19 protein-coding genes and 1 pseudogene are annotated in these 26,043 nt (G+C 73.9%); 13 read left to right on the forward strand and 7 right to left on the reverse strand.

The genetic code is table 11. The features are described from left to right. Positions 1-333 precede the first annotated feature (333 nt). Positions 334-2,928, reverse strand: a complete 2,595-nt coding sequence (locus tag ACQEVS_RS14455) for a D-alanyl-D-alanine carboxypeptidase (protein WP_433020306.1) — start codon at positions 2,926-2,928, stop codon at positions 334-336. A 259-nt stretch (positions 2,929-3,187) separates the two neighbouring features. Between ACQEVS_RS14455 and ACQEVS_RS14460 the strand changes: the two genes are divergently transcribed. The 3 genes from ACQEVS_RS14460 (at position 3,188) to ACQEVS_RS14470 (ending at position 6,107) form a co-directional block, all read left to right on the forward strand. After that, the gene (locus ACQEVS_RS14460) at positions 3,188-3,973 is read left to right on the forward strand and encodes a GOLPH3/VPS74 family protein (RefSeq protein WP_433020309.1); all 786 of its coding nucleotides are present in this window, start codon (positions 3,188-3,190) and stop codon (positions 3,971-3,973) included. Between the two features lie 865 nt (positions 3,974-4,838). After that, a complete protein-coding gene (locus tag ACQEVS_RS14465; protein ID WP_040891976.1) occupies positions 4,839-5,714 on the forward strand; it encodes a helix-turn-helix domain-containing protein in 876 nt (291 codons plus the stop codon). Between the two features lie 198 nt (positions 5,715-5,912). Further along, on the forward strand, positions 5,913-6,107 hold the full coding sequence (locus ACQEVS_RS14470) for a DUF397 domain-containing protein (protein ID WP_398272672.1): 195 nt from the start codon (positions 5,913-5,915) through the stop codon (positions 6,105-6,107). Between the two features lie 215 nt (positions 6,108-6,322). Here the strand turns inward: ACQEVS_RS14470 and ACQEVS_RS14475 are convergent, their stop codons facing one another. The 3 genes from ACQEVS_RS14475 to ACQEVS_RS14485 all read right to left on the reverse strand — a co-directional run bounded on the left by ACQEVS_RS14475 (position 6,323) and on the right by ACQEVS_RS14485 (position 11,424). After that, positions 6,323-7,171, reverse strand: coding sequence for a hypothetical protein (locus ACQEVS_RS14475; RefSeq protein WP_433020313.1), 849 nt, complete (start codon positions 7,169-7,171; stop codon positions 6,323-6,325). Between the two features lie 489 nt (positions 7,172-7,660). Continuing rightward, on the reverse strand, positions 7,661-10,276 hold the full coding sequence (locus ACQEVS_RS14480; RefSeq protein ID WP_433020316.1) for a bifunctional FO biosynthesis protein CofGH: 2,616 nt from the start codon (positions 10,274-10,276) through the stop codon (positions 7,661-7,663). A 290-nt stretch (positions 10,277-10,566) separates the two neighbouring features. Continuing rightward, the gene (locus ACQEVS_RS14485) at positions 10,567-11,424 is read right to left on the reverse strand and encodes a TIGR03619 family F420-dependent LLM class oxidoreductase (protein WP_433020319.1); all 858 of its coding nucleotides are present in this window, start codon (positions 11,422-11,424) and stop codon (positions 10,567-10,569) included. Positions 11,425-11,761: 337 nt separating this feature from the next. Here ACQEVS_RS14485 and ACQEVS_RS14490 point away from each other — a divergent pair. The 6 genes and pseudogenes from ACQEVS_RS14490 to ACQEVS_RS14515 all read left to right on the forward strand — a co-directional run bounded on the left by ACQEVS_RS14490 (position 11,762) and on the right by ACQEVS_RS14515 (position 16,380). Continuing rightward, a pseudogene (locus ACQEVS_RS14490) lies at positions 11,762-13,272 on the forward strand (CehA/McbA family metallohydrolase). A 543-nt stretch (positions 13,273-13,815) separates the two neighbouring features. Continuing rightward, positions 13,816-14,577, forward strand: a complete 762-nt coding sequence (locus ACQEVS_RS14495) for a hypothetical protein (protein WP_433020322.1) — start codon at positions 13,816-13,818, stop codon at positions 14,575-14,577. A gap of 225 nt (positions 14,578-14,802) precedes the next feature. Then, complete coding sequence (locus ACQEVS_RS14500) at positions 14,803-15,108, forward strand: hypothetical protein (RefSeq protein ID WP_433020325.1); 306 nt, start codon at positions 14,803-14,805, stop codon at positions 15,106-15,108. Between the two features lie 113 nt (positions 15,109-15,221). Then, positions 15,222-15,599 (forward strand): hypothetical protein, encoded by a 378-nt coding sequence (locus ACQEVS_RS14505; protein WP_433020328.1) that lies wholly within the window; start codon positions 15,222-15,224, stop codon positions 15,597-15,599. Next, entirely contained in the window at positions 15,515-15,955 is a 441-nt protein-coding gene (locus tag ACQEVS_RS14510; protein ID WP_433020331.1) for a hypothetical protein, read from the forward strand. The genes ACQEVS_RS14505 and ACQEVS_RS14510 overlap by 85 nt, the downstream gene beginning before the upstream one ends. 86 nt (positions 15,956-16,041) lie before the next feature. Beyond that, on the forward strand, positions 16,042-16,380 hold the full coding sequence (locus ACQEVS_RS14515; protein WP_004952073.1) for a hypothetical protein: 339 nt from the start codon (positions 16,042-16,044) through the stop codon (positions 16,378-16,380). A gap of 29 nt (positions 16,381-16,409) precedes the next feature. Here the strand turns inward: ACQEVS_RS14515 and ACQEVS_RS14520 are convergent, their stop codons facing one another. Both ACQEVS_RS14520 and ACQEVS_RS14525 read right to left on the reverse strand, forming a co-directional pair. Further along, positions 16,410-16,571 carry a hypothetical protein gene (locus ACQEVS_RS14520; protein WP_433020334.1) on the reverse strand — a complete coding sequence of 54 codons (162 nt, stop codon included), beginning with the start codon at positions 16,569-16,571 and terminating at the stop codon, positions 16,410-16,412. Positions 16,572-16,639: 68 nt separating this feature from the next. Next, positions 16,640-17,482 carry a MerR family transcriptional regulator gene (locus tag ACQEVS_RS14525; protein ID WP_433020337.1) on the reverse strand — a complete coding sequence of 281 codons (843 nt, stop codon included), beginning with the start codon at positions 17,480-17,482 and terminating at the stop codon, positions 16,640-16,642. A 420-nt stretch (positions 17,483-17,902) separates the two neighbouring features. Here ACQEVS_RS14525 and ACQEVS_RS14530 point away from each other — a divergent pair, with 420 nt between their 5' ends. From ACQEVS_RS14530 to ACQEVS_RS14545, 4 genes are all read left to right on the forward strand, one after another. Next, positions 17,903-18,265 (forward strand): cupin domain-containing protein, encoded by a 363-nt coding sequence (locus tag ACQEVS_RS14530; protein WP_433020340.1) that lies wholly within the window; start codon positions 17,903-17,905, stop codon positions 18,263-18,265. A gap of 770 nt (positions 18,266-19,035) precedes the next feature. Then, complete coding sequence (locus ACQEVS_RS14535) at positions 19,036-21,966, forward strand: BTAD domain-containing putative transcriptional regulator (RefSeq protein WP_433020343.1); 2,931 nt, start codon at positions 19,036-19,038, stop codon at positions 21,964-21,966. 273 nt (positions 21,967-22,239) lie between these two features. Beyond that, positions 22,240-22,401, forward strand: a complete 162-nt coding sequence (locus ACQEVS_RS14540) for a hypothetical protein (protein ID WP_433020346.1) — start codon at positions 22,240-22,242, stop codon at positions 22,399-22,401. A 296-nt stretch (positions 22,402-22,697) separates the two neighbouring features. Then, entirely contained in the window at positions 22,698-22,892 is a 195-nt protein-coding gene (locus ACQEVS_RS14545) for a hypothetical protein (RefSeq protein ID WP_433020349.1), read from the forward strand. A gap of 6 nt (positions 22,893-22,898) precedes the next feature. Here ACQEVS_RS14545 and ACQEVS_RS14550 read toward each other — a convergent pair whose 3' ends face one another. Beyond that, positions 22,899-26,024 carry a BTAD domain-containing putative transcriptional regulator gene (locus ACQEVS_RS14550; RefSeq protein ID WP_433020352.1) on the reverse strand — a complete coding sequence of 1,042 codons (3,126 nt, stop codon included), beginning with the start codon at positions 26,022-26,024 and terminating at the stop codon, positions 22,899-22,901. Between the last annotated feature and the right edge of the window lie 19 nt (positions 26,025-26,043).

The raw sequence follows: 26,043 nt of genomic DNA on the forward strand, positions 1-26,043 counted from the left end.
CCGGGTACGCGACCGGGTCCGGCACGCGACAGGCCCGCGACCTGCGCGGACCCCGCGCGACGCTAGCACGGGCGGCGGCGCGGTCCCCGGACCGCGAAATGGCTCCGGGCCGTTACGGAGTGCCGGGCGCCCGTGCGAGCCGCCCTCGCGGGCCGGCGGGACGGCCCGGCCCGCGGGCGGAACCCGGCCGCGAAACGGCCACCGGCCCCTGCGGGCCGGTGGCCGGACGGTTCCCGTCGGACCGGGGCCGGTCGGCCACGACCGGCCGTCGGACTGGCCGGCCGTAGCCGGTCGGCCGGGGCCGGTCGGCCGTAGCCGGTCGGTCGGGGTCGGTCAGCCCAGGCGGGTCAGCTTCGAACCGAAGGACGGCTCGCTGAGCGCCTTCTTCAACGCCACCGGCACCCGCACCGCCTCGGACCCACTGCCGACGACGAGCTCACCGACGACCGTGCCGGCCTTGGCCGAGTGCGGCAGCGCCGCGCCCTTCTTCTTGTCCAGGGCGAACTTCGCCTGCAGACCGCCCCAGCCGTAGCTCTTGACGTCCTTGGTGGCGACGACCTCGGTCTTCCCGCCGAGCTGGTCGTCGACGCAGCCCACGACCTGGCCCTTCTTGACGACGACGGCCTGCTGGAGGGCGTTCTGCACGGCGGTCAGCTGCTCGTAGCTGACGCGCTTGACCATCCTGAGGCTCATCTCGGCGTTGACGTCCGGACCGCCCTTGAAGTGCTGGTCCATGGTGGCGCCGACGATCAGCACCTCCTCGCCGTTCAGCCGCTTGCGCGCCGCCCACATCAGGGTGCCGCCGGCCGGCGAGGACGAGCCCGTCTTGATGCCCAGCACACCGCTGTGCTTGATCAGCAGGTCGTCGATGTTGCTGTTGATGCCCTCGTTGAGGCCCTTGATCGGGGTGTTGGGCTTGGTGGTGATGGACCGGACGACCGGGTCCTTGATGACCTGCTCGGCGAGCAGCACCTGGTCCACGGCGGTGCTCACGGTGGTCTTGTTGAGGCCACTGGCATCGGTGTAGGTGGTGTTCTTCATGCCGAGCTGCTTGGCGGTGTCGTTCATCTTCTTGAGGAACGCCTCCTCCGAGCCGGCGTCCCACCGCGCGAGCTGACGGGCGATGTTGTTGCCGGACGGGATCAGCAGCATCTGGAGCATGTCGTACTCCGAGAAGGTCTGCCCGGCCCGCAGGCCGCGGATGGCCGACTCGTCCTTGGCCTTGCCCTCCTTCTCCGCCCGCTCGTCGATGGTGACGGCCGGACCCTGCTCGGGAACGTCCTGGCCGCCCGGCCCCTTGCGCATCTTCAGCGGGTGGTCGCGCAGCACGACGTACGCCGTCATGACCTTGGCCATGCTCGCCGTCGGCACCGGCTTCTGCGGCCCGTACGTGCCGAGGTCGCCGACGCCGAGCACCTTGGCGGCGGACTGGCCCTCGGTGGGCCACTTCATGTCGAACTTCTCGCCACCGAAGGTGTAGGCGGCCTGCTTGCCGCGCACCAGCGACGCGTCGGGCAACGGGCGGAACGCCTGCACCACGCAGAAGACGATCAGCAGGAGCACCACTATAGGCGTCCAGATCTTCACCCGGCGCATCGCCGTCCGCACCGGTGTCTCCGGCGGCGGCGGGGTGTTGGTGAGCTGGGCCAGCAGGTCCAGAGGCGCCTGCTTCTCGCCGTCCGGGCCGACGGGCATCGGCGTCTGCGTGGTGCGCTCGGGGCCGCCGGGACCGGCGGGGCCGGGCACCGGGCGGGCCGCGGGGGCGGGCGGGGTGACCTTGACGGGGACGGCGGGGCGCTCCGGTGCCTCGGGCCGCGCGGGGGCGGAGGGCGTGCCGGCGGACGCCGCGGGGGCGCCGGGCGCGGCCTTCTTGCCGAGCGCGGGCGCCTCGTCGTCCGACTTCAGCGGAACGAACCGGCTGCTCCGGCCCTGGTCGGCACCCGGGCGGGCACCCGCCTTGGGCGCGCCGGGGGCCTCCGGCGGGACGGCGGGGGCCTTGAGCAGGGCGGTCGGCTGGTCGGGGGAGGAGGCGCCGGAGCCGGAGGGCTTCCCGGCGTCCCGTCCGGTGCCGTTCGCGCCGCCCTTCGGGGCATCCTTCGGGGCGTCCTTAGCACCGCCCTTCGGGCCGTTCTCAGAGTCGCTCTTCGTCCCGGCGTCCGGGCGGACGATGCCGAAGGCGGCGGTCGGCCGGTCCACGGGACGGGCGTCGGAGCCGTCGCGGTCCTTGCCGTTCTTCGGCTCGGCGGCCTCGCCGGCCGGGGCCTGGGCCTGAGCCGGGGCCTTGATCAGCTGCGTCGGCTGGTCGGCGGGAGAAGCGTCGGTCTTGCCGCCCGTCTTGCTCCCCGTCTTGCCCTCGGCCTTGTTCTCGGGTCCGCCCTCGGACTCCTCGTCGTCCGAGTTCGCCATCCACGCGGCGACGGCGGCCTTCAGCCGGGCGTCGCCGGGCGGCACCCGGCCCGCTCCCGAGGCGGCGGGCTTTGCATCCGCATCGGCTTCCGCGTCGCCCTCGGACGGCGAGGCGGAAGGGCCGACGGAGGCGTCGGCCTTCGCGCCGCCCGCGTCCTTCGCACCCTTCGCGTCCTTCACGTCCGGCCGGGGCGCCGAAGACGAGGACGCCGAAGAGGAGGACGCGGTGCCCTCATCGGCACCCTCCGCGTCTCTCTCGCCGTCCTCGCCGTCCTCGCCGCGCTCGCTCCCGTTGACGCCCTTGCCGTCGGCGTCCTTGGCGCCGGTGGCACCCTTGGCGCCCCCGGCCGCGGTGTCGTCGCCGTCCTGGTCGTCCTGATCCGCGTGGGAACCGGTGCCACCGGCCACGGCCACGGCCGCTCCGGTCTCCCGGTGCATCCCGAGCCTCGGGTCGCGCTCGCCGCCGGCCGCCTCCCCCGACGGCTTCCCCTGCTCAGACTTGTCGGGGGACTCGCCCGCCACCGATGCCTCCTCGATTCCCACGCCGTACGCCGGGACGAAGCGCCGCGCGCTCCGCCGTTCCGGACATTCTCAACGTCTACCAGTGTGCTCTGCCGTCGGCGTGCCACCGCGCGACCACCCGGCAGGCGGCTTCCCCGGCTTCACCCATGTGCAAGACGAGACGACATACCTACCGGTTCCCACCCGAAGCCACCACGCACTCTCGACAGACCAATGTGAGAGGGGTCACCCTGTCACTCATCCACGCGGGGAGGCATGGATGGGCAGGAGCCGCAGAACAATTCCGGAGGAGCTTCTGCTGCTCGCCTTGGACCCGGCCACGGGGACCACGGCGCAGCCGCAGTCGCTCGACCTCGGTCTCGCCGGAGCCCAGCTAGTGGAGCTGGCTCTGGCCGGACGGATAGCCCCTGACGGGGATCGTATCGCCGTGGTGATGCCACGGCCGACAGGAGATCCGACCCTGGACACCGCGCTCGAACTGCTGCGCCGCCGCGGCAGTCCGGTCCGCGCGGTCCACTGGATCGGCGGGCCCCGGCTGGGGCTGCGTCAGACGTACCTCACCCATCTGGAGCGGTGCGGCATGGTGCACGCCGTCGCCGGCCAGATGTGCGGGGTGCTGCCGACCACCCGGTACCAGGCGACGGACACGGCCATCAGCCGGGAGATCAGGGCCCGGCTGGACAGTGCGATCCGCACCGGCGTGCCGCCGGACCCGCGGACCGCGGCGCTCGCCGCGCTGGCCCACGCGGTCGGCCTGGGCAAGCACCTCTATCCGGGCAACGAGGGCCGCTCGTCGCGCTCCAGGCTCCGGGACCTCATCCGGCACGATCCGATGGGCGGACTCGTGGCGCACGCCGTGATGGACGTCCAGAACGGCGTCGGGGCGCAGCCGCGCCGGCCCGCGGCAGCGGCCGTGGCCGGCGGCGGGAACGGCGGTTCGGGCCGCCGGACGGCGGCCGTCCGCAGCGGTGTGGCACCTGCTGAAACCGTTCCTCAGCAAGCGGCCCACCACGGCGGGGTGATGGCGCGCGCGGCGGCCTCGTGACGCCGCGGCAGGACTCGGGAGCACCGGACGGGCGACGCGGCGTACGGCGGCGACACCCGGCACGGTGAACGCCGGGCGGCGGTGGCCGCCGGCACGACCACCGACGGCCACCGCGACCCCGGTCGGCGCGTCCCAGCCATCGCGTCCCGGCCGGCGTGATCCCGGTCGGCGGACGGCGGCAGACACCGCGTCACCTCATGTGCGCGCCGGCGCGGAGCACACCCGCACCGGCGTCACCGGGTCCGGTCGCTTCCCTACCGGTGGGCATCCGCCGTGACGGAGCCGCCACCACGCCGTAAGGCCGCCGTGGCGGAGCCGCACCAGCCGTAAGGTCGCCGTACCGACGCCGCCGCCACGCCGTGAGGTCGCCGTGGCGACATCGCGACCGCGCCGCAGCGGCACCGCACCGCCGCCCGACCGGGCCGCACGGCACCGGCGGCGCGGCGGAGCGGTCAACTCCGGTCACGGAGACGGCGATCACGGTGAGGTGACGGCCCCGACGCAGGGCTGACCGCACCATCGGGCACGCCGCGCACAGGCGTCACGCACGAGCGCAACGCACCACACCCCCCGGCCGCGGAACCGGAAGGGACCGCGGCCGCCGCGGGGGCCACGGGGCGGCAACCCCCCGGACCCCACAGGGAACGCCGAAACGGAATCGCGGCCTACGGCGTGACCGACCGCCCCGGCGCACCCCGGGGCACAGTGGGCGCACCGCCGGACGCTTCCGGCGGGGATGTCGCCGTCGTGACCACGGTCACCGTGAGCGAGATCCTGTGTCGGCGTTTTCCAGCGCCGCCCCGGCCGGTGGTGGCAGGCTGCGGGAGCAGGAGACAGCAGCATGACGGAGCCGGAGGTGCGTCCCGTGGCGTCCAGTGTCAATCCCACCGTAAGGCGGCGCCGCTTGGGGCAGGAGCTGCGCAAGCTCCGTGAGCTCAAGGGGATGACGGCGGAGGAGGTCGCCGAACGGCTGCTGGTGTCGCAGTCGAAGATCAGCCGGCTGGAGAACGGCCGCCGCAGCATCAGCCAGCGCGACGTCCGCGACCTCTGCGGGGTGTACGGGGTCGAGGACCACCGCATCGTCGATTCGCTGATGCAGATGGCCAAGGAGTCGCGCCAGCAGGGCTGGTGGCACGCGTTCGGCGACATCCCGTACAGCGTCTACATCGGCCTGGAGACGGACGCGGCCTCGCTGCGCATCTACGAGGCGTCGCTCGTCCCCGGCCTGCTCCAGACGCCCGGTTACGCCGGCGCCGTCACCGAGGGTTCCTGGCCGGAGGCCACGGCGGCGGAGGTCGAACGCCGGGTGCAGGTACGGATGCGGCGGCAGGAGCGCATCAGCGACCCCGACAACCCGCTGCGCCTGTGGGCGGTCATCGACGAGGCGGCGCTGCGCCGGGTGGTGGGCAGCCGGGCCGTGATGTGCGAACAGCTGGAGCACCTGGTGGAGTTCAGTCTCCAGCCGCACATCACCGTGCAGGTGCTGCCGTACGACGTGGGCGCGCACCCGGGCATGTACGGCAAGTTCTGCATCCTGGAGTTCCACGACCCGCAGGACGCGAGCACGGTGTACCTGGAGGGGATCACCAGCGACCTCTACCTGGAGAAGCCGAACGACGTCCAGGCGTACAGCGTGATGTACGAGCATTTGCGGATGCAGGCACTGAACGCCGAGCACTCACGGCAGTTCATGCTCCGCGTCGCGGAGGAGTACCGGGCCGCCGACGGCGCCCGCGCGTAGCCCCTGCCGCAACCCCCGCCACGCGGGAGGCGGAACGGTACACCTGCCGCCACCTCCGCGGAAGGGGTGCCTGGAATATGCCATCCGGTCGGGTGAACAGCCAGCTCAGCATCTGATGTTGGCGCGTACCGTCGATTCCACCTCGGGAAACCGGCGTTTCTGACCACAGGCAGTACTCACAGGCAACGGAGCAACACCATGGCCATTCAGCAGGGCAAGTCCACCTGGCGGAAGTCCTCCTACTCGCTGGCGCACGGCGACTGTGTGGAGGTCGCCTCCCCCCTTCCCCGCGCCATCGCCGTCCGCGACTCCAAGGACCCGCAGAGCCCGGTGCTCGGTTTCACCCCCGAGGCGTGGAGCGCGTTCACCGCGACGGTCACGGACGGCGAGTGAGGCGACGCGTGGCCTGACCGCCCGAGGGCGTGGCGGCGCGCGAGGCCCGGCCCGGTGCCGGGCGGCACCCGGGGGCCACACCCCTCCGAGGTCCTCGGGTGCTCGCCGCCGTCGTGCCGCGGGCCGGGCCATGCGCGGTCATCGCCCGGCCGGCCCCCGCTCGACGCCCGGCCGGCGTTCGCTCAAGGCTCACTCAACGCCCGCTCAGTGCGCGCTCAATGCGCGGCGGCCGGACGGACCGTCTGCATGATCTTGTCGATCTGCGCCTCGGACAGCGCGTCCGGGACGCCCTGGTCCGCGTAGATCACCCAGCCGTGGAAAGTGCCGTCCGGCAGCTTCTGCGCGATGCTCTTCACGATCGCGGTGGGCGGCACACAGGCGCTCGGCCGGTGGGTCACCTTGACCTTCGCGGTGGCGGTGTAGCCCTCGATGCCGTTGTGCTTCCACGGCGTCGCCTGGCCGACCTCGATCTTCGGCTTGTTGGCGCCGGTGCCGCCGTAGGCCATGACGCCCCAGTTCCCCGCCCAGTTACGGGCGTTGGTCTGGAGGTCGCCGTCCTTGCCGCCGCCGGTGGTGCCGACGGTGGCGAGCTGGCCCTTGCCGGCCTCGCCGAAGGTGTCGGGGTTGGGATTCGACGAGCAGCCGCCCTCATGGAAGTCGGCGGTGCCCGACATGGCGACGACCGGCTTGCCGTCGGCGGTGTACGAGATCATCGTGTCGCCGGGCAGGACCTTCCACTTCTCGCCCTTGCCGGGGACGTCGTAGGCGAAGCCGTGCCGCTCGTAGACCTGCGTCTGCCAGCCCGCGGGGGCCTTCCCGCCGCCGTCCGCGGCGGGCGCCGAAGCCGACGCCGACGCCTGCGGGGCGGACGGGTCCTTGGGCGCGGTGGACGCCGCCCCCTTGGCCTCCTCCTTCTTGTCCTTGTCGTCGTTCCCGGACCCGCCCTTGACCGCGAACGCGATGCCGCCGCCGATGACCGCCAGGGCGACGACGCCGCCGACGATGGCGAGCACCTTCTTGTTCCCGCGTCGCGGCGGCGGTGTGGGCGCGGGCATGGGTGCCATGCCGGGCCCCGCGCCGTACGGGCCGGGCGCCCCGCCCCCGTACGGCCCCGGAGCGCCGCCGGGCACCGGGCCGGGCGGGGGCGGTACGGAACCGTGGGCCGGTGGCGGGGGCGGTACGGAGCCGTGACCCGGTGGCGGCGCCGGTACGGCCGGCTGGCCGCCGACCATCGTCGGCTGGGCATGGCCCGTGCCCTCCGGGCCCCAGGTGGGCGGCGGGCCTCCGAAGCCGCCGCCCTGCGGGGCTTGCGGGGGCGGGGGCCCTGGTGGTGCGGCTGCTGGGGCTGGTGGGGGTTCTGGGGCGTAGACATGCGGCACACCCTATGCGCGGGAGTGTTGCCGTCCGATCGAGTGTGTGCGACAGGTCGGCAACACGCGGGGGCCCCTGCGGGGGGCTGTGCCCCGGTCCCTCCCCCAGAGGGGGCACCCCCATTCACCGTTTCTTGCGGGGGCAAGCCCCCGCACCCCCGAAGCGCCCTGCGGGCGCTGTCCTCAATCGCCGGACGGGCTGTGGGGCGTCCCCAACACCGGCAGCAGCCGCGGCAGATGCCCGTCCGAAGCCGCCGCGGCGGCCCGCCGCTCCTCCGGCACCTCCCCGTAAAGCGTCGTCCGCGCCCGCGACGGCCGCCCCGCCTCGTCCGCGATGGCGACGAGGTCGCGCACCGAGCGGTACGAGCCGTACGAGGAGCCCGCCATCCGCGAGATGGTCTCCTCCATCAGCGTGCCCCCCAGATCGTTGGCACCCGACCGCAGCATTTCGGCGGCGCCCTCGGTGCCCAGTTTCACCCAGCTCGTCTGGATGTTGGTGATGTGGGGGTGGAGCAGCACCCGGGCCATGGCCGTCACCGCCCGGTTGTCCCGCATCGTCGGCCCGGGGCGGGCGATGCCGGCGAGGTAGACGGGGGCGTTGGTGTGGATGAAGGGCAGGGTCACGAACTCCGTGAAGCCGCCCGTCTCCTTCTGGATCTCCACCAGCTTCCGGAAGTGGCCGAGCCAGTGCCGGGGCTGGTCCACGTGCCCGTACATCATCGTGGACGAGCTGCGGATGCCGAGCGAGTGGGCGGTGGTGACGACCTCCACCCAGTCCTTCGTCGGCAGCTTGCCCTTGGTGAGCACCCAGCGGACCTCGTCGTCGAGGATCTCGGCGGCCGTGCCGGGGATGCTGTCGAGGCCGGCCTCCTTGGCAGCGGCGAGCCAGTCGCGGATCGAAAGCCCGGTCCGGGAGGCGCCGTTGACGACCTCCATCGGCGAGAAGGCGTGCACGTGCATCCCAGGCACCCGCTCCTTCACCGCCCGCGCGATGTCGAAGTAGGCGGTGCCGGGCAGGTCGGGGTGGATGCCGCCCTGCATGCAGACCTCGACGGCGCCGACCTCCCACGCCTGCTGGGCGCGGTCCGCGACCTGGTCCAGCGAGAGCGTGTAGGCGTCGGCGTCGGTGCGGCGCTGCGCGAAGGCGCAGAAGCGGCAGCCGGTGTAGCAGACGTTGGTGAAGTTGATGTTGCGCGTGACGATGTAGGTGACGTCGTCGCCGACCGTCGCCCGCCGCAGGTCGTCGGCGATGCCGCAGAGGGCGTCCAGGGCAGGCCCGTCGGCGTGCAGGAGCGCGAGTGCTTCGGCGTCCGTCAGGCGCGTGGGGTCGTCCGCGGCCTGCCGCAGCGCCGCGCGGACGTCGCCGTCCAGCCGCTCGGGCACCATGCCGGGGGCCGCCGCCTCGCGGAGCGCCTCCCAGTCGCCGTACACCTCGTCGAAGTCGGCGCGCCGGTCGCCGGTGCGGCCCTCGCTGTCGATGGTGCGGTGGAGGTCGGTGCGGCCGGTGGGGACGAACACCTCCTCCGGCTCCTGCCAGGGGCGGCCCTCCACGACGGCGTCTTCACGTGCCAGCCCGGTCTCCGGGTCGGCCAGCGCGCGCACGTGCGGGAGGATGCGCGGGTCCAGCCACGGTTCTCCGCGCCGGATGAACTCCGGGTAGACGGCGAGACGTTCCTTCAGTTCGAAGCCCTCGGCGGCGGACCGCGCGGCGAGCTCGTCGATCTGCGGCCAGGGCCGCTCGGGGTTGACGTGGTCGGGGGTGAGCGGCGAGACGCCGCCCCAGTCGTCGACGCCCGCCCGGATCAGCCGGCCGAACTCCTCGTCCACCAGGTTCGGCGGCGCCTGGAGGCAGGCGGAGGGGCCCATGATGTGCCGGGCGACGGCGACCGTGGCCACGAGGTCGTCCAGTTCGGCGTCGGGCATCCCGCGCATCGCCGTGTCCGGCTTGGCGCGGAAGTTCTGCAGGATGAGCTCCTGGATGCCGTGGTACGCGCGGGAGACGCGGCGGAGCGCGAACAGCGAGTCGGCGCGCTCCTCCACCGTCTCCCCGATCCCCAGCAGCAGTCCGCTGGTGAGCGGTACGGAGCTGCGGCCCGCGTCCTCCAGGTGCCGCAGCCGGACGGCGGGTTCCTTGTCGGGCGAGCCGTGGTGCGGGCCGCCCGGCTCGCTCCACAGCCGCTCCGCGGTGGTCTCCAGCATCAGGCCCATGGACGGTGAGACGGGCTTGAGCCGCTGGAAGTCGGTCCAGGACATGACGCCCGGGTTGAGGTGGGGCAGCAGCCCGGTCTCCTCCAGGATGCGGATGGAGATCGCCCGGACGTAGGCGAGGGTGTCGTCGTAGCCGTGCGCGTCCAGCCACTCGCGCGCCTCGGGCCAGCGGTCCTCGGGCTTGTCGCCGAGGGTGATCAGGACTTCCTTGCAGCCCATCGCGGCGCCCCGGCGGGCGACGGCCAGCACCTCGTCCGGGGACATGAACATCCCCTCGCCCGCCCGGCGCAGCTTGCCGGGGACGGTGGCGAAGGTGCAGTAGTGGCAGCGGTCGCGGCAGAGGCGGGTGAGGGGGATGAAGACGCTCTTGGAGTAGGTGATGACCCCGGGCCGCCCGGCGGCCTCCAGCCCCGCGTCCCGGACGCGGGCGGCCGAGGCGCACAGGTCCTCCAGGTCGTCCCCGCGCGCCTGGAGCAGCACGGCCGCCTCGGTGACGTCCAGCGCGACGCCGTCCCGGGCCCGTTTGAGCGCGCGTCGCATCGCGTTGGCGGTCGGCGGTGACGAGACGGGCCGTTGTGCGCTCGAAGTCATCCCCCGAGCATACGAGGGCGGTGCGGTGCGGCCAGGGGGCATTCCGCCAGGGATTTTGTGCCGATGCTCACGGTCCGTGAGGTAGGGGTTCGCCCCGGTCCCGCCCTTTCTCCCCCAGCTACCGCCGGGAGGTGCCCCCAGTTTCTTGCGGGGGCGAGCCCCCGCACCCCCGGACGGGCTGACTGTCCAGCCCGTCCGGCGATTGAGGACGAGCGGCGAAGCCGCGACAAGGGGGTCTGGGGCACAGCCCCAGGAAGCGGCGAAGGGGAGGGACCGGGGCACCCCACCCCTCACAAGAACTCCGCATGCGCGTCCAGCGCCCGCAGTACCTCCCCCTCCCCCGCCGCCGGCAGCCCCACCACGACTTCCTCGATGCCCAGCTCGGCGAGGTGCGCGAGCTTGCCCGCCGACGGATGGACGGCGTACGGCACCACGGCCGGCTCCCCCGGCCGGCCCGCGTCCGCCCACGCCTGCCGCAGCCGGGGCAGCGCCTCGCGCAGCCCGCCGGCGCCGATGGGCAGCCAGCCGTCCGCGTACTCCGCGACGGCCGCGAACAGCCCGGGCCCGGCGGACCCGCCGATCAGCGTCCTCGGCCCGACGAGCGGCGGCGCGCCGACCCGCTGCCGCGCCGGCAGCAGCGGCTTGGGGTATGCCCAACTGGCCCGCACGGACGCGAACTCGCCCTCGTACGCCGTCGGTTCCTCCTGCCACAGCGCCCGCATCAGCGCCATCCGGTCCCTGACCAGCCGACGCCGCGTCCGCCACTCGACGCCGTGGTCAGCGGCCTCCTCGACGTTCCAGCCGTAGCCGATGCCGAGGGTGAAGCGGCCGCCGCTGAGGTGGTCCAGGGTGGCGGCCTGCTTGGCGAGGACGACGGGGTCCTGCTGGGCGACGAGGGCGACGCCCGTCCCCACGGTGATCCGGTGGGTGACGGCGGCGGCCTGCGCCAGCGCGACGAACGGGTCGTAGGCCCGCCCGTACTCGCGCGGCAGCGGGTCGCCCATGGGCGCGGGCGTCGTCCGCTCGACCGGGATGTGGGTGTGCTGGGGCAGGTAGAGACCCGAGAAGCCGCGTTGTTCGAGCTCTCGGGCGAGCCGGACCGGGGTGATCGTCTCGTCCGTGAGGAAGACCGTGGTCGCGATCCGCATGCGGGAGAACCTCCGTCTGTCGCCTGTACCCACGGTAATCCCTGGGCGGCCGCGCGTGACCCATGTCGAACGGGCGACACACGACCGTCATCCGCCGTCCGTCGCACCGTCCGTTCCGCGGGGCGCGCGGGTGGCGTAGAACGGTGGGATCCGGTCCGCGGAGGGCGGGCCCGGGGCGGGGCGCGGGCCCGGGGCAGGGCGCGGGGACGGGGCGGGGCGCGGGGACGGCACGGCACGAGGTCTGCACGGCACGACGACTGCACGGCACGAGGTCTGCACGGCGTGAGGACTGCACGGCACGAGACGACGGCACCGGAGGTCTTGCGTGGAGCGGCGGATGGGACGACGGGGTGTCCTGAAACTGACGGCTGTCGCGGGGGCGGCGGGTGCCCTTACGCTCGACGGCGTGACGTTCGCTCACGCCGCCGGCCCACCGGGGCGCGGCGGTGACGGCACGACGGAGACGCGCAAGGTGACCGGCAGCCTGCCGGCCGGCGCGCCCGACTTCGTCCACCTCCCCGTGGAAGTACCGCGCGGCGTCCGCGAGATCGCGGTCTCGTACACCTACGACCGGCCGCCCGTCCCGCCCGGGGTGCCGGGCAACGCCTGCGACATCGGGATCTTCGACGAGCGCGGCACCGGCCCCGACGGCTTCCGGGGCTGGTCGGGCGGCGCCCGTACGGAGTTCGCGATCAGCGCCGAACGGGCCACCCCCGGCTATCTGCCCGGTCCCGTCCGGCCCGGCACCTGGCACGTCGTCCTCGGCCCGTACACGGTGGCGCCGGCGGGGATGACGTACGAGGTGACGGTGACCCTCCGGTACGGTCCGCCGGGAACCACGCCGAAGCCGGTCTACCCGCCGCGGCGGGCGAAGGGCCGCGGCCGGGCCTGGTACCGCGGCGACGGGCACCTGCACAGCGTCCACTCGGACGGCCTCCGCACCCCGGCCGCGATCGCGGCGGCGGCCCGCGCCGCCGGGCTCGACTGGATCGTCACCACCGAGCACAACACCACGTCCGGCCACGCCGCCTGGCAGGGCCTGTGGGGCGACGACCTGCTGATCCTCACCGGCGAGGAGGTCACCACCCGCAACGGCCACGTCCTGGCCCTGGGCACCGACCCCGGTACGTTCGTCGACTGGCGTTACCGCGTCCGGGACGACGCGTTCGGCCGGCACGCGCGGGCGATCCGGCGCGCCAGCGGCCTGGTCGTCCCGGCGCACCCGTACGGCACGTGCGTCGGCTGCTCCTGGAAGTTCGGCTACGAGCACGCGGACGCCGTGGAGGTGTGGAACGGCCCGTTCACCCCGGACGACGAGATGGCCGTCGCCACCTGGGACGCCCTGCTCGCCGGCGCGGCCCGGGAGGGCGGCCGGTGGCTGCCCGCCATGGGGAACAGCGACGCCCACCGCGAGCCGCAGACCGTCGGCCTCCCCCAGACGGTCGTCCTCGCCGACGAGCTGTCCCACGACGCCGTCCTGGCGGGCATCCGGGCGGGGCGGAGCTGGATCGCCGAGTCCTCGGCGATCGGCCTCTCCTTCGCCGCCACGACCGGCGGCGGCGCCCACGCGGGCATCGGCGGCCGCCTCCCGGCCGGGTCCGGCACCGAGGTGACGGTCCGCCTGGCGGTCACCGGGGCGCCGGCGGGCTGCACGGCGGCGTTCGTGACGGACCAGGGCACGGTGCTGTCCGTACCGCTCCCGGCGGACGGCCGGGTGGAATGGCGGACGACGCCGGCGCGGGCCGCGTACGTACGGGCGGAGGTCCGCCGCCCGGCCACGGTGCGGGAGTTGCCGGGGTGATGGTGGCGATGACCAATCCGGTGTTCTTGGGGCGGGTTGGGCGCTGAGGGGTGCAGGGGGTGAGGTGAGTGTTGAGGGGTGGGAGGGAGGTGGGGGGTGGAGTGGGGAGGGTTGCGCGTGTGGCACGGAGATGGGCGAGTCGAGCGCTGAGACGCCGACACGGGCGAACCGAGCGCGCGGGAGCGGACCGTACGCGGGACGGTCGAACGCCGGTAAGGAACGGACCGTACGCGGGACGGCCGAACGCCCGGTAGGAACGGACCGTACGCGGGGCGGTCGAACGACCGGTAAGGAGCGGACCGCGCGAGCGGCCGGCACCGGTTCGGCAGGGGCGGACGAGCCGACCGGGACGCGTGCGGCGAGCGGCGGCTCCACCGCAACCCCCGCTTCACCGGCGGTGATTACCACCCGCATCAACACGCTCACCCTGCACCCGCGCCACATCCGGCCCACCAGTCAAACGGAATCCCGCCCGCATCTCTCGGCCGGGCGGGGGCGGCGTGTTAGCGTGCACGGCACGTCAAGCACGCGGCGTCGTTCACCCTTTTCGGAAGAAGCGGCTCCGTGCCGTGCTCAACGAAGGGGGATCGGTGAACGGCGACCCGTTCGCGGACTTGCACCAGGCCCGGGAGCACATCCTGGGCATCCAACGGCTGATGGCGGACATGCGGGAACAGGTACCGCGGGAGGTCACCGGCAGTGACCCCCAAGGCGCCGTCACCGTGAGGCTCGCCGGCGACGGACTGCCCGAGCGCGTCGCCTTCGCCACGGACTGGCAGCGGCGGCAGGCGCCCGACGCCCTGGACGCCGCCGTCACCGCGGCCTACGAATCCGCGCTGCGGGAACGGCTGGAGGGCTGGTCGCGGTCGCTGGAGGGCACGGACTGGGAGCGCCGGGCCGAACGGCTCGACGCCGCCTCACCGTTCACCGCCGCCGCCCCCGGGGGCGCGGCGGAATCCGCCGGGGCGCCGCCCGAGTTGCCGGAGCTCGACCTCCGGCACGTCCTCCCGCGCCGCCTCGACGAGGTGGCCGAGGAGATGCTGTCCCTGTTCGACCTGGACGCGATCACCGGGCCGGCCGCGGCCGAGCCGGAGACGTTCACCGGCAGGTCGGCCGGCGGTCAGGTGTCCGTCACCGTGGCCCAGGGTTCGCTGGTCTCCTGTTCCGTGGACCCCGCGTGGGCGGACGGCCGGTCCGCCGTGCGGCTGAACCAGGCGCTCGCCGAGGCCCTGGCCGACGCCCGCGACCGCCTCGCCGCCGGGGCCTCGCGGGGGCCGTCCGCACCTCAGTTGGACGGCCTGTTCAAGGAGGCCATGGCCATCCTCGCCGATCCGGCGCGGTTCGCCGACTGAACCGGCTGGGCCGACCGGGTCGGCTGGGCCGACCCGCCAACCGGCCAACCGGCCAACCGGGCCGACTGAACCGGCGCAGCCGACCGCGCCGTCCAGCCGGACCGAACCGTCCGCGCCGACCAACCGGCCGCGCCATCCAGCCGGCCGAGCCGGCTTCGGTCGCGCGCGGATCCGTCCCGACCGGCCGCGTCCGCAGCGGCCGAACACCACCGGAGGCAGCAGCCCATGGGCGACACCGACCTCAAGGTCATCACCGACGGCATCCGCACCGACGCGCGGATGTGGGACAAGCAGAGCACCACGCTGGCCGGCATCCACAACACCGTGGAGGGCCTGCGTATGACCCGTCTGGAGGCCGGCCTGTTCCAGATCCTCGTCTCCGCCTATATGGACGCGGTGAACCAGATCTCCTCCCGGACCTCCGAGGGCCGGGACCGCACGAAGGAGGTCGCGGACGCGCTGGCGGTCAACGCCCGCGCGTACGACGACCACGAGGTGGAGACCACGAAGAGCGTCACCAAGGCGTACTGAACCACGGCACGGGCACAGCGGCACAGCGGCACAGCGGACACGGCAGTACGCCTGGCACGGCAAGCGCAACAGGCATGGCAGGCACGGCAAGCACGGCAACAACAGGGGGAATCGTGGCATTCAACGCCGCGCAGTACACGGCGACCGTCGACAAGCTGAACTCCGGGCTGACCACCCTGACGGCGAAGCTCAACCAGGTGGGCCCGAAAGCGGAGTCGACCGCCAACAAGTGGTACGTACCCGAGATCATCGGCAAGGCGCTGATCTGGTGCGCCAACAAGCTGATCGAACTGGGCAAGTGGATCCTGAACAAGATCGGTGAGCTCCTCAAGGGGCCGCCGTCCCCGTCACCGCCTTCAAGGACGCGTACACCTGGCAGCACGACGTCCGCGGGCACGCCACCGACGTGGCCGGCAACGTCGCCGCCGACGCGCTCCGGGCCCCCAAGCAGTGGAAGGGCGAGGGCGCGACCGCCTACACCTCGGCCGTGAAGCTCCAGCCCACGGCGGCGACGCAGATCGCCACCAGCGCCGACAAGATCGCCACGGCGCTCACCCTCTCCGCCGTCGCGGGCCTCGCCTTCTACGTGGCCCTCGGCGTCATCCTGGTGAAGTTCATCGCCGCCATCATCGCCGCCATCGCCGCGCTCGGCTCGGTGGTGTTCTCGGCGGCCGGCGCGGCCATCATCGTGGAGGAGGCCGGCGTCAACACCGCCCTCATCATCACCGCCGTCACCACGCTCGTCGCCGCGCTCGGCGCCCAGGCGCAGCAGATGACGGCCGTGGAGGGCGAGGCGAAGGACAACCGGGCGTTCCCGGGCGGGCAGTGGCCGGTGGCGACGGCCTGAACGGCTAGGGTCCGAGCGACCGCGCTGCGGAGCGGCGGCCGCGGCCGCCCTGTTCAGCACCGCACGACACAGGAGGCACTCCGCCCATGCACCTTCCCCGCCTGGCCCTGTGGTGCGGCGCGGCCGTCGCCTTCGTCCTGGCCGTCGTCGCCTACGCCGCCCACGCCTTCTGGGCCCTCGCCCTCTGCGCCGCGCTCGGCACCGTCCTCGCCGGCACGGCGGAGGCGTACGCGGACCGCCGCAGGCGACGCGACTGGTACACCCGGACCTTCGCCTCCTTCGACGAACTCCGCGCCGCCGTCGACGCCCCCGCCCTGCGCCGGATCCGCGACGAGCGGGGCGTGGCGGCGGCGGTACGGGCGGTCCGGGGCACATACCCGTCGCTGCCGCTGGCGGAGGCGGCGCGGCTGGTCAAGACGCTGTGAGGGCCGCCGCCCCCGTTTCTCGGCCCCTCTCAGACTCTCCGGCCCGAGAGCCGCAGGAAGCGGCGCACCCACAGCACGGCCAGGGCCACCGGCAGGGCGACGACGGGCACGGACCAGGGCAGCACTCCGAACGCCGTCAGGGCGCAGCAGGCGGGGAGGGCGAGGAGGAGAAGCGGAAGGAGGGGGACCAAGGCGCGGACGTGCGCGCTGAAATCCCTTTCATGGACGCGGACTTGACGACGCCTACCGGCACGGCGGCTCATCCGTCCACTCCCCGCCGGGCGGCGTCCAGATAGGCGGACAGGTCACGCCAGTCGTCCGCCGGGGCGTCCGGGTCGCCGGACAGGGCGGCGGGGTCCGCGTCCCACGCCCGCCGCACCCCCGCCGAGACCTCGCGGTCGCCGCCGGTGAACAGCGTGCTCAGCTCGTCCATGCGGGCGGCCAGCCGCCGCACCCGGGCATCGGCCGGCGGCACCCCGTCCACGCGCAGCCGCTCCGCGCGGCGGTAGAGCTCGGGCCACTCGACCTCCAGCAGATAGTGCGCGGCGGGGCCGAGACCGGCGGCGCGAGTGCCCAGGACGTCGATGCCGTCGGCGTCCACGTGCCGCCGGAGCACCCGCTCGCCGTGGCCGGCGGCGCCGCCGGTCGCGCGCAGGGCGTCGAGCAGCGGACCGATCGGGGACGGCGGCCGGCCCGGTCCGTCCGCGACCCCGGGCCCGTCCGGCGCACCCTCCGGCCCTTCCAGCGCGTCCCCGGGCCCTTCCAGCGCGTCCCGCAGCCGGGCGAGCCGCTGCCGCAGGGTGCCGAGCCGCGCGAGTGACGCCTCCACCTCGGCCAGGTGGTCCCGGACGACGCGGGCGGGGTCGACGCCGGAGTCGAGGCACAGGCCGATGGTCTCCAGGCCCAGACCGAGGCCGCGCAGCGCGAGCACCTGGTAGAGGCGGACGACGTCGGTCTCCGTGTACTCCCGGTGGCCGCCGGCGGTGCGCCGGGACGGGCTCAGCAGCCCGATGTCGTCCCAGTGGTGGAGGGTGCGCACGGTCAAGCCACTGGCCTCGGCCAGTGGGCCCACGCGCCAGGTCGTGGAAGGGGAAGCGATCACCGCTCCACCTTGCCTCCTCACGGGACGTGAGGTTCAAGCCGCGCTGCCGAAAGGCGGAGTCCGGCGTGCCGCGGGCCCGGCCCCGAAAGAGTGGTGACGGCCGGAACCAGCGGCCGACAAGCGGAGTTCGCGATGCGAGGCGCCAGGAAGCACGGGAACGGCGGAGGACGCGGGCGCGGCGGCGCCGCCGGGCGACGGCGCCGGGTGGTGGCCGCGGCGCCCACGGTGGCCACCGCGTGCGCCGCCGTTTCCTGGTCCGGCCCCACCGACCGTTCCCGTCCGCGACGTCACCCGTCCGGCCCACGCCGTTCGCCGCCCACCGCCGTGCGCGCCTACGTTCATGAGGACGGGCCGGACGTGCCGGGCATGCCGGCTGGGACGGCCGGGACGTCCGAGGACCGACGAACCGAGGAGAGCGCCATGGCCGGTCTCATGCGGAAGGGTTTCGACGCCCCGGAGGAGGTCCGGCCGTTCGAGGACGGCAAGGGGCGGCTGGAGCTGGTGAGCCTGAGCACCGGGCCGGTGGGCCGGGCGACGTTCGAGCCGGGGTGGCGGTGGTCCACGCACGTCGGGCCGATCGCCGGCACCGACAGCTGCCAGGCCGCGCACACGTCGTACGTCGTGTCGGGCCGCCTCAAGGTCGTGATGGACGACGGGCAGGAGGAGGAGTTCGGCCCCGGCGACGTCATGTCCTGCCCGCCGGGCCACGACGCCTGGGTCGTGGGCGACGAGGCGTGCGTGCTCGTCGACTGGCAGGGGTTCACGGACTACGCGAAGCGGTGACGGGGGACGGTGACACGGCACGCCGACATCGGCCGGTGACGCGGGCCGACGGCGCGGGACGGCGACGTCAGGCGGGACGCACGGCAGTGACGCGGCACGACGACACCAGACGCTGACCTACAGCAGCGGCACGGCACAACAACACCAGACGCCGGCACACGGCAGCGACGCGGCACGACAACGCCGGACACTGACACACAGCAGCGACGCGGCACGACAACGTCGGCCGGTGACACGGTGCGACGACGCACCAACCCCCTCCACTCCGCCCTCCACTCCCCCACGCGCCCCACACACCCCACCCTCCCCCTGCGACTCTCGTCACCCTCCGGTTCCGGCCCCCTGGAGCATCCGACGGCGACATCCAGCCGTACGACGCGTCCCGCGAAAGCCCCCGAAACCGCTCCGCGCCACCAAGCGAACCGGCACCCGGCTCCGCCACGCCCCCGCCGAGGCACCACCGGTCCGGCCCCGCCGTACGGCCTAAGCCCCTGCCCACGGCGGGAGTTGACGAGTCCGACCCTCCCCGCTCTCCCTGTTCACGTCGCTGCCGGCCCGCGCCCCACCCCCCGTACCCCCGCCCGCCGCGACGGCGGCCCGGCGGACTCCGTGCCTCCGCCGGAGCGCCGCGCGGCCCCCGGACTCCCCCCGCCGGGGCCCGTCCACAGCGTTTGAAGGCCCTGTGGAGAGGGCCGGACCGGTGCTGACGCCGGGGCCCCGGACAGGGCAGACTGGCCGGTGCCACCGAGCAGGACGAGCAGGGGGTCACGATGGCCGGCGACACAGGGCACGGACAGCGACTGCGCTTCGCCGTGCTCGGGCCCGTCCGCGCCTGGCGCGGCGGCGAGGAACTGCGGACCGGTTCGCCCCAGCAACGGGCCCTGCTCGCCGCACTGCTGCTGCGCGGCGGCCGGACGGCCACGGCCGCGGAGCTCGTGGACGCGCTCTGGGGCGACGACCCCCCGCACGCGGCGCTCGCCGCGCTGCGCACCTACGCGTCCCGGCTCCGCAAGGCGTTCGGTCCGGACGCGGACGTGCTGGCGAGCGAGGCGGGCGGGTACGCGCTCCGGGCGGGTGTGGGCTGCCTGGACATCGACTCCGCGGAACGCCTCGCCGCCGAGGCCGAGAAGGCCCGCGCCGCGGGCAACGGCACCCGGGCCAGGGCGCTCATCAGCGAGGCCCTGGCCGTCTGGGACGGCGAGCCGCTCGCGCACGTCCCCGGCCCGTACGCCGACACCCAGCGCGCCCGCCTGGAGGAGTGGCGGCTCGGCCTGGTGGAGACCCGGCTCGACCTGGACCTGGAGCTCGGCCACCACGCGGAGGCGGTGTCGGAGCTGACCGCGCTCACCGCCGCGCACCCGCTGCGCGAGCGGCTGCGCGAACTCCTGATGCTGGCCCTGTACCGCAGCGGCCGGCAGGCCGAGGCGCTGGCCGTGTACACCGACACCCGGCGGCTGCTCGACGACGAACTGGGCGTCGAGCCGTGCGCGGAGCTCTCCGAGCTCCAGCAGCGCATCCTGCGCGGCGACGCCGACCTCGCGCCGCACCCGTCGGGCGACCGCGGCGGCACGGGCCCGTCGTTCGTCCGGCCCGCCCAGCTCCCGGCCACCGTCCCCGACTTCACCGGCCGGGACGCGTTCGTCCAAGAGCTCAGCCACCAGCTGGCGACGGCCGAGGGGCGGGTGATGGCGGTGTCCGCGGTGGCGGGCATCGGGGGCGTCGGCAAGACGACGCTGGCGGTGCACGTCGCGCACGCGGCCCGCGAGCACTTCCCCGACGGGCAGCTGTACGTCGACCTCCAGGGCACCGGACCCGTCGTCGCCGAACCCGAGGCCGTCCTCGGCGCGTTCCTGCGCGCCCTCGGCGTCGCCGACTCGGCGATACCCGAGGGCCTCCAGGAGCGCTCCGCCCTCTTCCGCTCCACCCTCGACGGCCGCCGCGTCCTCGCCCTCCTCGACAACGCGCGCGACGCCGCCCAGATCCGCCCGCTGCTCCCGGGCACGGAGGGCTGCGCGGCCCTCGTCACCAGCCGCACCCGCATGGTCGACCTGGCCGGCGCGCACCTCGTGGACCTGGACGTGATGAGCCCCGAGGAGGCCCTCGTCCTGTTCACCCGCATCGTCGGCACCGAACGCGTCGCCGCCGAACGCGACGCGGCCATGGACACCGTCGCCGCCTGCGGCTTCCTGCCGCTCGCCATCCGCATCGCGGCGTCCCGCCTCGCCGCCCGCCGCACCTGGACGGTCTCCGTCCTCGCCCGCAAGCTCGGCGACGAACGCCGCCGCCTCGACGAACTCCGCGCCGGCGACCTCGCCGTCAAGGCCACCTTCGAACTCGGCTACGGCCAGCTCGAACCGGCCCAGGCCCGCGCCTTCCGCCTCCTCGGCCTCCCCGACGGCCCGGACATCTCCCTCCCGGCCGCCGCGGCCGTCCTCGACCTGGACGTCGACACCACGGAAGAACTCCTCGAAACCCTCGTCGACGCCTCCCTCCTCGAATCCGCCGCCCCCGGCCGCTACCGCTTCCACGACCTCCTCCGCCTCTACGCCCGCTCCTGCGCCGAACGCGACGAACAGCCCCCGGCGGAGCGCGAGGCGGCGATGTCGCGGCTGCTCGACTTCTACCTGTCGACGGCGGCGGGGGTGTACGTGCTGGAGCGGCCGGGGGAGCAGTTACTGAAACACCTGACACCCACCCGTCACCCCGGCCTTGTCTTCACCGACAGCGAGAGGGCGAGCGACTGGCTGTACGCCGAGGCACCCTCGCTTCTGGCATGCGCATGGCAATACGCCGACAGTCGCGGCGACTCCCTGCGCCGCGCGGTCGATCTGCTGCGGGCGGCCAAGGACCTGACCGAGTCGGGGGCCCACTCGCGGCAGTACCGCCAAGTGGCCACCGCCCTGCTCTCTGCCGCGCAGGCCGCCGGCGACACCTGGGCCGAGGGGCGCGCGCGTACCGTGCTGGCGCACGTCCACAGCCTCGCCGGGCAGTTCGACGCCGCGGACGAGCAGGCCATGCACGCCGTCCGGCTGGGGCTCGCCAACGACGACGCCCTGCCCTGCTGCTACGCCTCGAACATCCGCGGCATCACGGCCGTCTACCAGCACCGCCTGGAAGACGCCGAGCGGTACATCGAGCAGGCCCTGGAGTGGTTCCGCAAGGACGGCAACCGGCCCGGCGAGGCCAGCGCCCTGAGCAACCTCTCACGGGTCCACGCCGACACCGGGCGCACCGGCACGGCCGTCGGGCTCGCCGAGCAGAGCCTGGCCATCTACCGCGAGACGAACGGGACCTGGCGCATCGCGAACGCCCTCTACACGTACGCCTTGATCCTCGCCACGGCGGGGAACCACGCGCACGCCCTGCGCGTGTACATGGAGGCGCTCGAAATCTTCCGTACCCACCGCCAGCGCATGTGGGAAGGCTGGACGCTCTACCGCATGGCCGAGCTGTACTGCGAGACCGGGGACTCCGCGCGCGGCGCGTCCCATGCCGAACAGGCGCTGGTCCAGGTGCGGGGGATCGGAGGCGAGTGGCGGCGGGGCAGCATCCTGGCGGTGCTCGGCCGGTGCCTCGCCGCGCTCGGGCAGCCGGAACGCGCCCGCGCGTGCTGGACGGAGGCGCTGGCGATCTTCCGGCAGCGAGGTGCCCGTACGGAAGCCGCGGAGGTGCACCGGCTGCTCGACAACGTGTCCGCCTGAAGCCTCCGGCGCCCTCGCGGGCCGGCGGACGCGGCACAGCGCACCGAACGGCGTCTCAGCTGGCCGTTCATCGATCGTTTATCCGGGTGCGCCACTCTTATTGCATCGATCCGTCGCGTCGGGGGGCAGGCGGGTCGTAGCAAGGGTTAGGCCTCACTTTCGGAGACATCCGAAACCCCGCCCGTCCGGCAGCCCTCGGGGGAGTTGCCGGGCGGGCTCTTCAGTCCTCCGTTGCACCACTACGACTCGCACCTCATCACGGAGTTGAGAACCATGACCGATCAGAACAACCTCGCGCACGTCCCACCAGCCCCACAGGACGAGCACGTGGGCACCCCTGCCACCGTGACCGCGTCCGTCACCGCCACGGGGGACAAGGGCAAGGGCGCGCCGGTCGTCGTGCAGGACGAGCACGTGGGCTCCGAGCCCGTCTGAGCGCACCACTGGACCACAGGACGCCGGTACCGGGCACCCGCCCGGCCGGCACGGGGGTTCCGGCTCCGGAAGGACGGAGCCCCCGCTCCTGAAGAGAACGGGTCCGCGGCTCCCCGGGGGACATGAGGGCAGCCGTGGTCCGCGGCGGAGGAGCCGGTGTCGGCGGCGCGGAGGGGGATTCGCCGGCACCGGCTCCTGTGGCGAGCGAACGGGCAGCGATGCCCGGCCCGCCGGCCACATCCGCTGTCACACGCCGCGGCGGCGCGGATGCCACACCACCACCCATAGGAGACACGATGACCCGCTCCATATCGCACCGGCTCCGCGCAGCCGCGATCGTCCTGACTGCCGCGGGCGCGCTCACCGGGCTGGGGTCACTCGCCGCATCGGCCGACGAGCACGTCGCCGGCACCGCGAGCGTCCGGTCGGCGGGGGTGGGGAAGTACGTCGACATCGCGCAGGACGAGCACCTGGGCAGCACCGACGTCTGACACGTCTCACTTCCGTGTGCCGCGCCGTCCCGTCTCGTCACGCCGCCCTCGGTCGCCCGACAGGCGTGCCGCCTCCGTGCGGCAGGCGTGCGCACGGCCCGGGTGCCCCACCCGGTCCAGGGCGTCCGCCAGGACGGAGAGCACTTCGCCTTCCTTGTGGTCCGTGCCCAAGAGCCTCAACAACGAGAGGGCCAGCTCCGCATGGCGTGCGGCCTGGGCCGGGAGCCCACCGAGGAGATGTGCTCGGGCGATACGCCAATGGGACCAGGCCTGCCAGCGCGTCTTCCGGGATTCTCGGAAAATGTCCAGAGCGGCCGTGAGGTCGTGGACGGCTTCCCCGAACCGGTCCAGTTCGATAAGGGCGCAGCCCCGTGTGTAAAGGCTGTTGGCACGACGCCATGAAGGGCTGCCTGGCTCGCTGTGAATGGCCAGAGCCTGCTCCGCCAGAGTCAACGCGAGGGCACCGTCGCCGCTTTGGGAATGGGCGATCGAGAGGTTGTTGAGAACACTGGCCTCGCCGGGGCGGTCTCCTTCCGCGCGGAATGCGTCCAGCGCTTCCGCGAACCACCGCAGGTGCTCGCCGGAAGTCCCGCGGTAATGCCAGATGATGCCCCGCACATTCGCCGCGCGGGATCGGGTCAGCATGTCCCCTTCCGAGAGGGAAAGCGCGATGGACCGGTCCGCGTGCTCCGCCGCCGCGTCGAAGTCTCCCTTGATCGATAAATGACCGGCGATCACCAGGCGGACCCGCCCCTCGGCGAAAGCGTCCTGTTCCTTGAGAGCGGCTTCGAGGGCAACCATGGCCGTCTCCTCATAAGCGCGTTGTCCCGGACCGGACTCGGATATGTCCCGTGCCGTGTAAAGAAGGTCCACCGCTCTTCTCAGGGTGGCGCCCCGAGCCAGTGACCGGACACACGACAAGAGGCAGTCCGTCTCGGTGATGAGCCACTCCGCCGCGGTCGCCAGATCCGCGGGGGCCGAGTCGGGCACCGGTGCCGCGGCCACGTGATCACCCAGGCGGTCCCCCGGCCGTCCCAGCAGGTACACGTGCAGGGCCATCCCCTGGTAGAAGTCCAGCAGCCGGGAGAGCGCCGCCGTGCGCTCCGCCGCCGGTTCGTCCCGCTCGGCCCGGGCCCGGGCGTACAGCCGCACCAGGTCGTGGAAGTGGTAGCGCCCCGCCTTGGCGGACACCAGCAGCGAGGCGTCGACGAGGGACTCCAGCACGGCTTCCGCGGCATGCGCCGACAGCTTCAGCAGGGCGGCTGCCGCGGCCAGGGAGACGTCCGGGCCGTCGGCCAGGGCGAGCAGGCGGAACGCGCGGGCCTGCGCGGCGTCGAGGTGGGCGTACGACATGCCGAAGGCCGCGGCGACGGCCATGTCGCCCACGTGCAGCTCGTCCAGCCGGCGGTGCTCGTCGCCGAGGCGGCCGGCGAGGAAGCCGATGTCCCAGGTGGGGCGGGAGGCCAGCCGTGCGGCGGCGATGCGCAGGGCGAGGGGCAGCCGGCCGCAGGCGGCCACCACGTCCCACGCCTCGGTGCGCTCCGCCGCGGTCCGTGCCTCGCCGACGATACGGGTGAAGAGGCCGAACGCCTCGCCGTGCCCCATGACGTCCAGGTCGACGAGGTGCGCGTCCTCCAGGTCGACGAGACGGGCACGGCTGGTCACGAGCACCGCGCTCTTCTCGGCACCCGGCAGCAGCGGCCGCACCTGCGCGGCGTCCCGTGCGTTGTCGAGCAGGACCAGTACGCGACGGCGGGCCAGCAGGGACCGGTAGAGCGCCGCCCTCTCGTCCATGCCGCCGGGGATGGCCGCGTCGGGCATCCCGAGGGCGCGGAGGAAGGCCCCGAGCACCGTGTGGGGATCCGCCGGATCGTTCCCGGCGCCGCGGAGGTCGGTGTGGAGCTGCCCGTCGGGAAAGCACTCGCGCACGCCCCGCGCGGCGTACAGCGCCAGGGCCGTCTTCCCCACGCCGCCCACGCCGGAGACGGCGCACAAGCCGGTCCCGTCCGCGGCGGTCAGGTGTTTCCTGATCTCGGCCGCCACCGGCTCGCGGCCGGTGAAGTGCGCTGTGACCGCCGGAAGTTGCGCCGGCCGGACATGCGGTACGACCTCCGAGGGCCCCCTGGGTCCGGGTCCGGCCGGCTCGGGGCCGGCGGCGAGCACGCGGCGACGCAGCTCTGTCAGCCCCGGCCCCGGCTCGACACCCAGTTCCCCGACGAGGAGGCGCCGGGCGTCGGTGAAGACCGCCAGCGCCTCGCACCGGCGGCCGCTGCGGTGGAGGGCGAGCATCAAGAGCTCGCGGAACCGCTCGCGGTAGGGGTGCTCGGCCACGAGGAGCGTCAACTCGGAGACGGTGTCGGCGCATCGGCCCGCTGCGACGTCCAGTTCCAGGCGGGACTCCAGGAGCGTGAGCCTCCACTCCTCCAGCCGGGCGCGCTGCGCCGCGGCGTACGGTCCCGGCACGCCCGCCAGCGTCTCGCCCGTCCATGCGGACAGCGCGGCGGTGAACAGCTCGCGTGCCTCGGCCGGCTTTCCGGCGCGGCCCGCGCGCCGGGCCGCGGCGGCCGCCTCCTCGGCGCGGTGGAGGTCGACGAGCCCGCGCCGGACGGGCAGCGAGTAGCCCCCCGAATCGCTGAGCAGCACCGACGTCCGGCCCAGTACTTTGCGCAGCCCCGACGCGTGGGTCCGGAGCGCCGTGACGGCGGACGGAGGAGGGTGCGCGCCCCAGAGGTCACCGACGAGCTCCGCCGGGGTGGCGCTGCGGCCGTCCCGCAGCAGGAGCGCGGCCAGCAGGGCGCACCGCTGCGGCGGGCCGACGGGCGCCCACGCGGCGCCCCGGCGGTACCGGACCGGGCCGAGTACCGCCAGCAGGGGCCCGTCGTCCCGGCCGCTCTCCGCATCACCGGCCACGGACTCGGCCGGGGAACCGTACGCCACGGGCGGCGCCGCCGCGTCCTCGCTCCTCACGGCCGCGGCATGCAGCGCCCGCGCTCTTCGCCACAGCCGCTCCTTCGCGCGGGCGTCGGGCACCTCGCCGTCGAGCACCTTCCGCAGGAGCGGAAGGGGAATCGTCCGGGCCCCGGATCGGTACTCGCCCCAGGCCGTTTTGCCCGCCGCGTATCGGGCGGCCAATTGGCGTACCGTCAGGTGA

Source organism: Streptomyces sp. CA-181903 (assembly GCF_050937075.1).
GTDB lineage: Bacteria > Actinomycetota > Actinomycetes > Streptomycetales > Streptomycetaceae > Streptomyces.

Excerpts from the sequence above, each read along its gene's own strand:
- ACQEVS_RS14485 (WP_433020319.1), bottom strand. The coding sequence starts at position 11,424 with ATGCGGATCGCGACCACGGTCTTCCTCACGGACGAGACGATCACCCCG.
- ACQEVS_RS14470 (WP_398272672.1), top strand. The coding sequence starts at position 5,913 with ATGGCCATTCAGCAGGGCAAGTCCACCTGGCGGAAGTCCTCCTACTCG.
- ACQEVS_RS14535 (WP_433020343.1), top strand. The coding sequence starts at position 19,036 with ATGGCCGGCGACACAGGGCACGGACAGCGACTGCGCTTCGCCGTGCTC.
- ACQEVS_RS14545 (WP_433020349.1), top strand. The coding sequence starts at position 22,698 with ATGACCCGCTCCATATCGCACCGGCTCCGCGCAGCCGCGATCGTCCTG.
- ACQEVS_RS14500 (WP_433020325.1), top strand. The coding sequence starts at position 14,803 with ATGGGCGACACCGACCTCAAGGTCATCACCGACGGCATCCGCACCGAC.
- ACQEVS_RS14475 (WP_433020313.1), bottom strand. The coding sequence starts at position 7,171 with ATGGCACCCATGCCCGCGCCCACACCGCCGCCGCGACGCGGGAACAAG.
- ACQEVS_RS14530 (WP_433020340.1), top strand. The coding sequence starts at position 17,903 with ATGGCCGGTCTCATGCGGAAGGGTTTCGACGCCCCGGAGGAGGTCCGG.
- ACQEVS_RS14540 (WP_433020346.1), top strand. The coding sequence starts at position 22,240 with ATGACCGATCAGAACAACCTCGCGCACGTCCCACCAGCCCCACAGGAC.
- ACQEVS_RS14460 (WP_433020309.1), top strand. The coding sequence starts at position 3,188 with ATGGGCAGGAGCCGCAGAACAATTCCGGAGGAGCTTCTGCTGCTCGCC.
- ACQEVS_RS14480 (WP_433020316.1), bottom strand. The coding sequence starts at position 10,276 with ATGACTTCGAGCGCACAACGGCCCGTCTCGTCACCGCCGACCGCCAAC.
- ACQEVS_RS14515 (WP_004952073.1), top strand. The coding sequence starts at position 16,042 with ATGCACCTTCCCCGCCTGGCCCTGTGGTGCGGCGCGGCCGTCGCCTTC.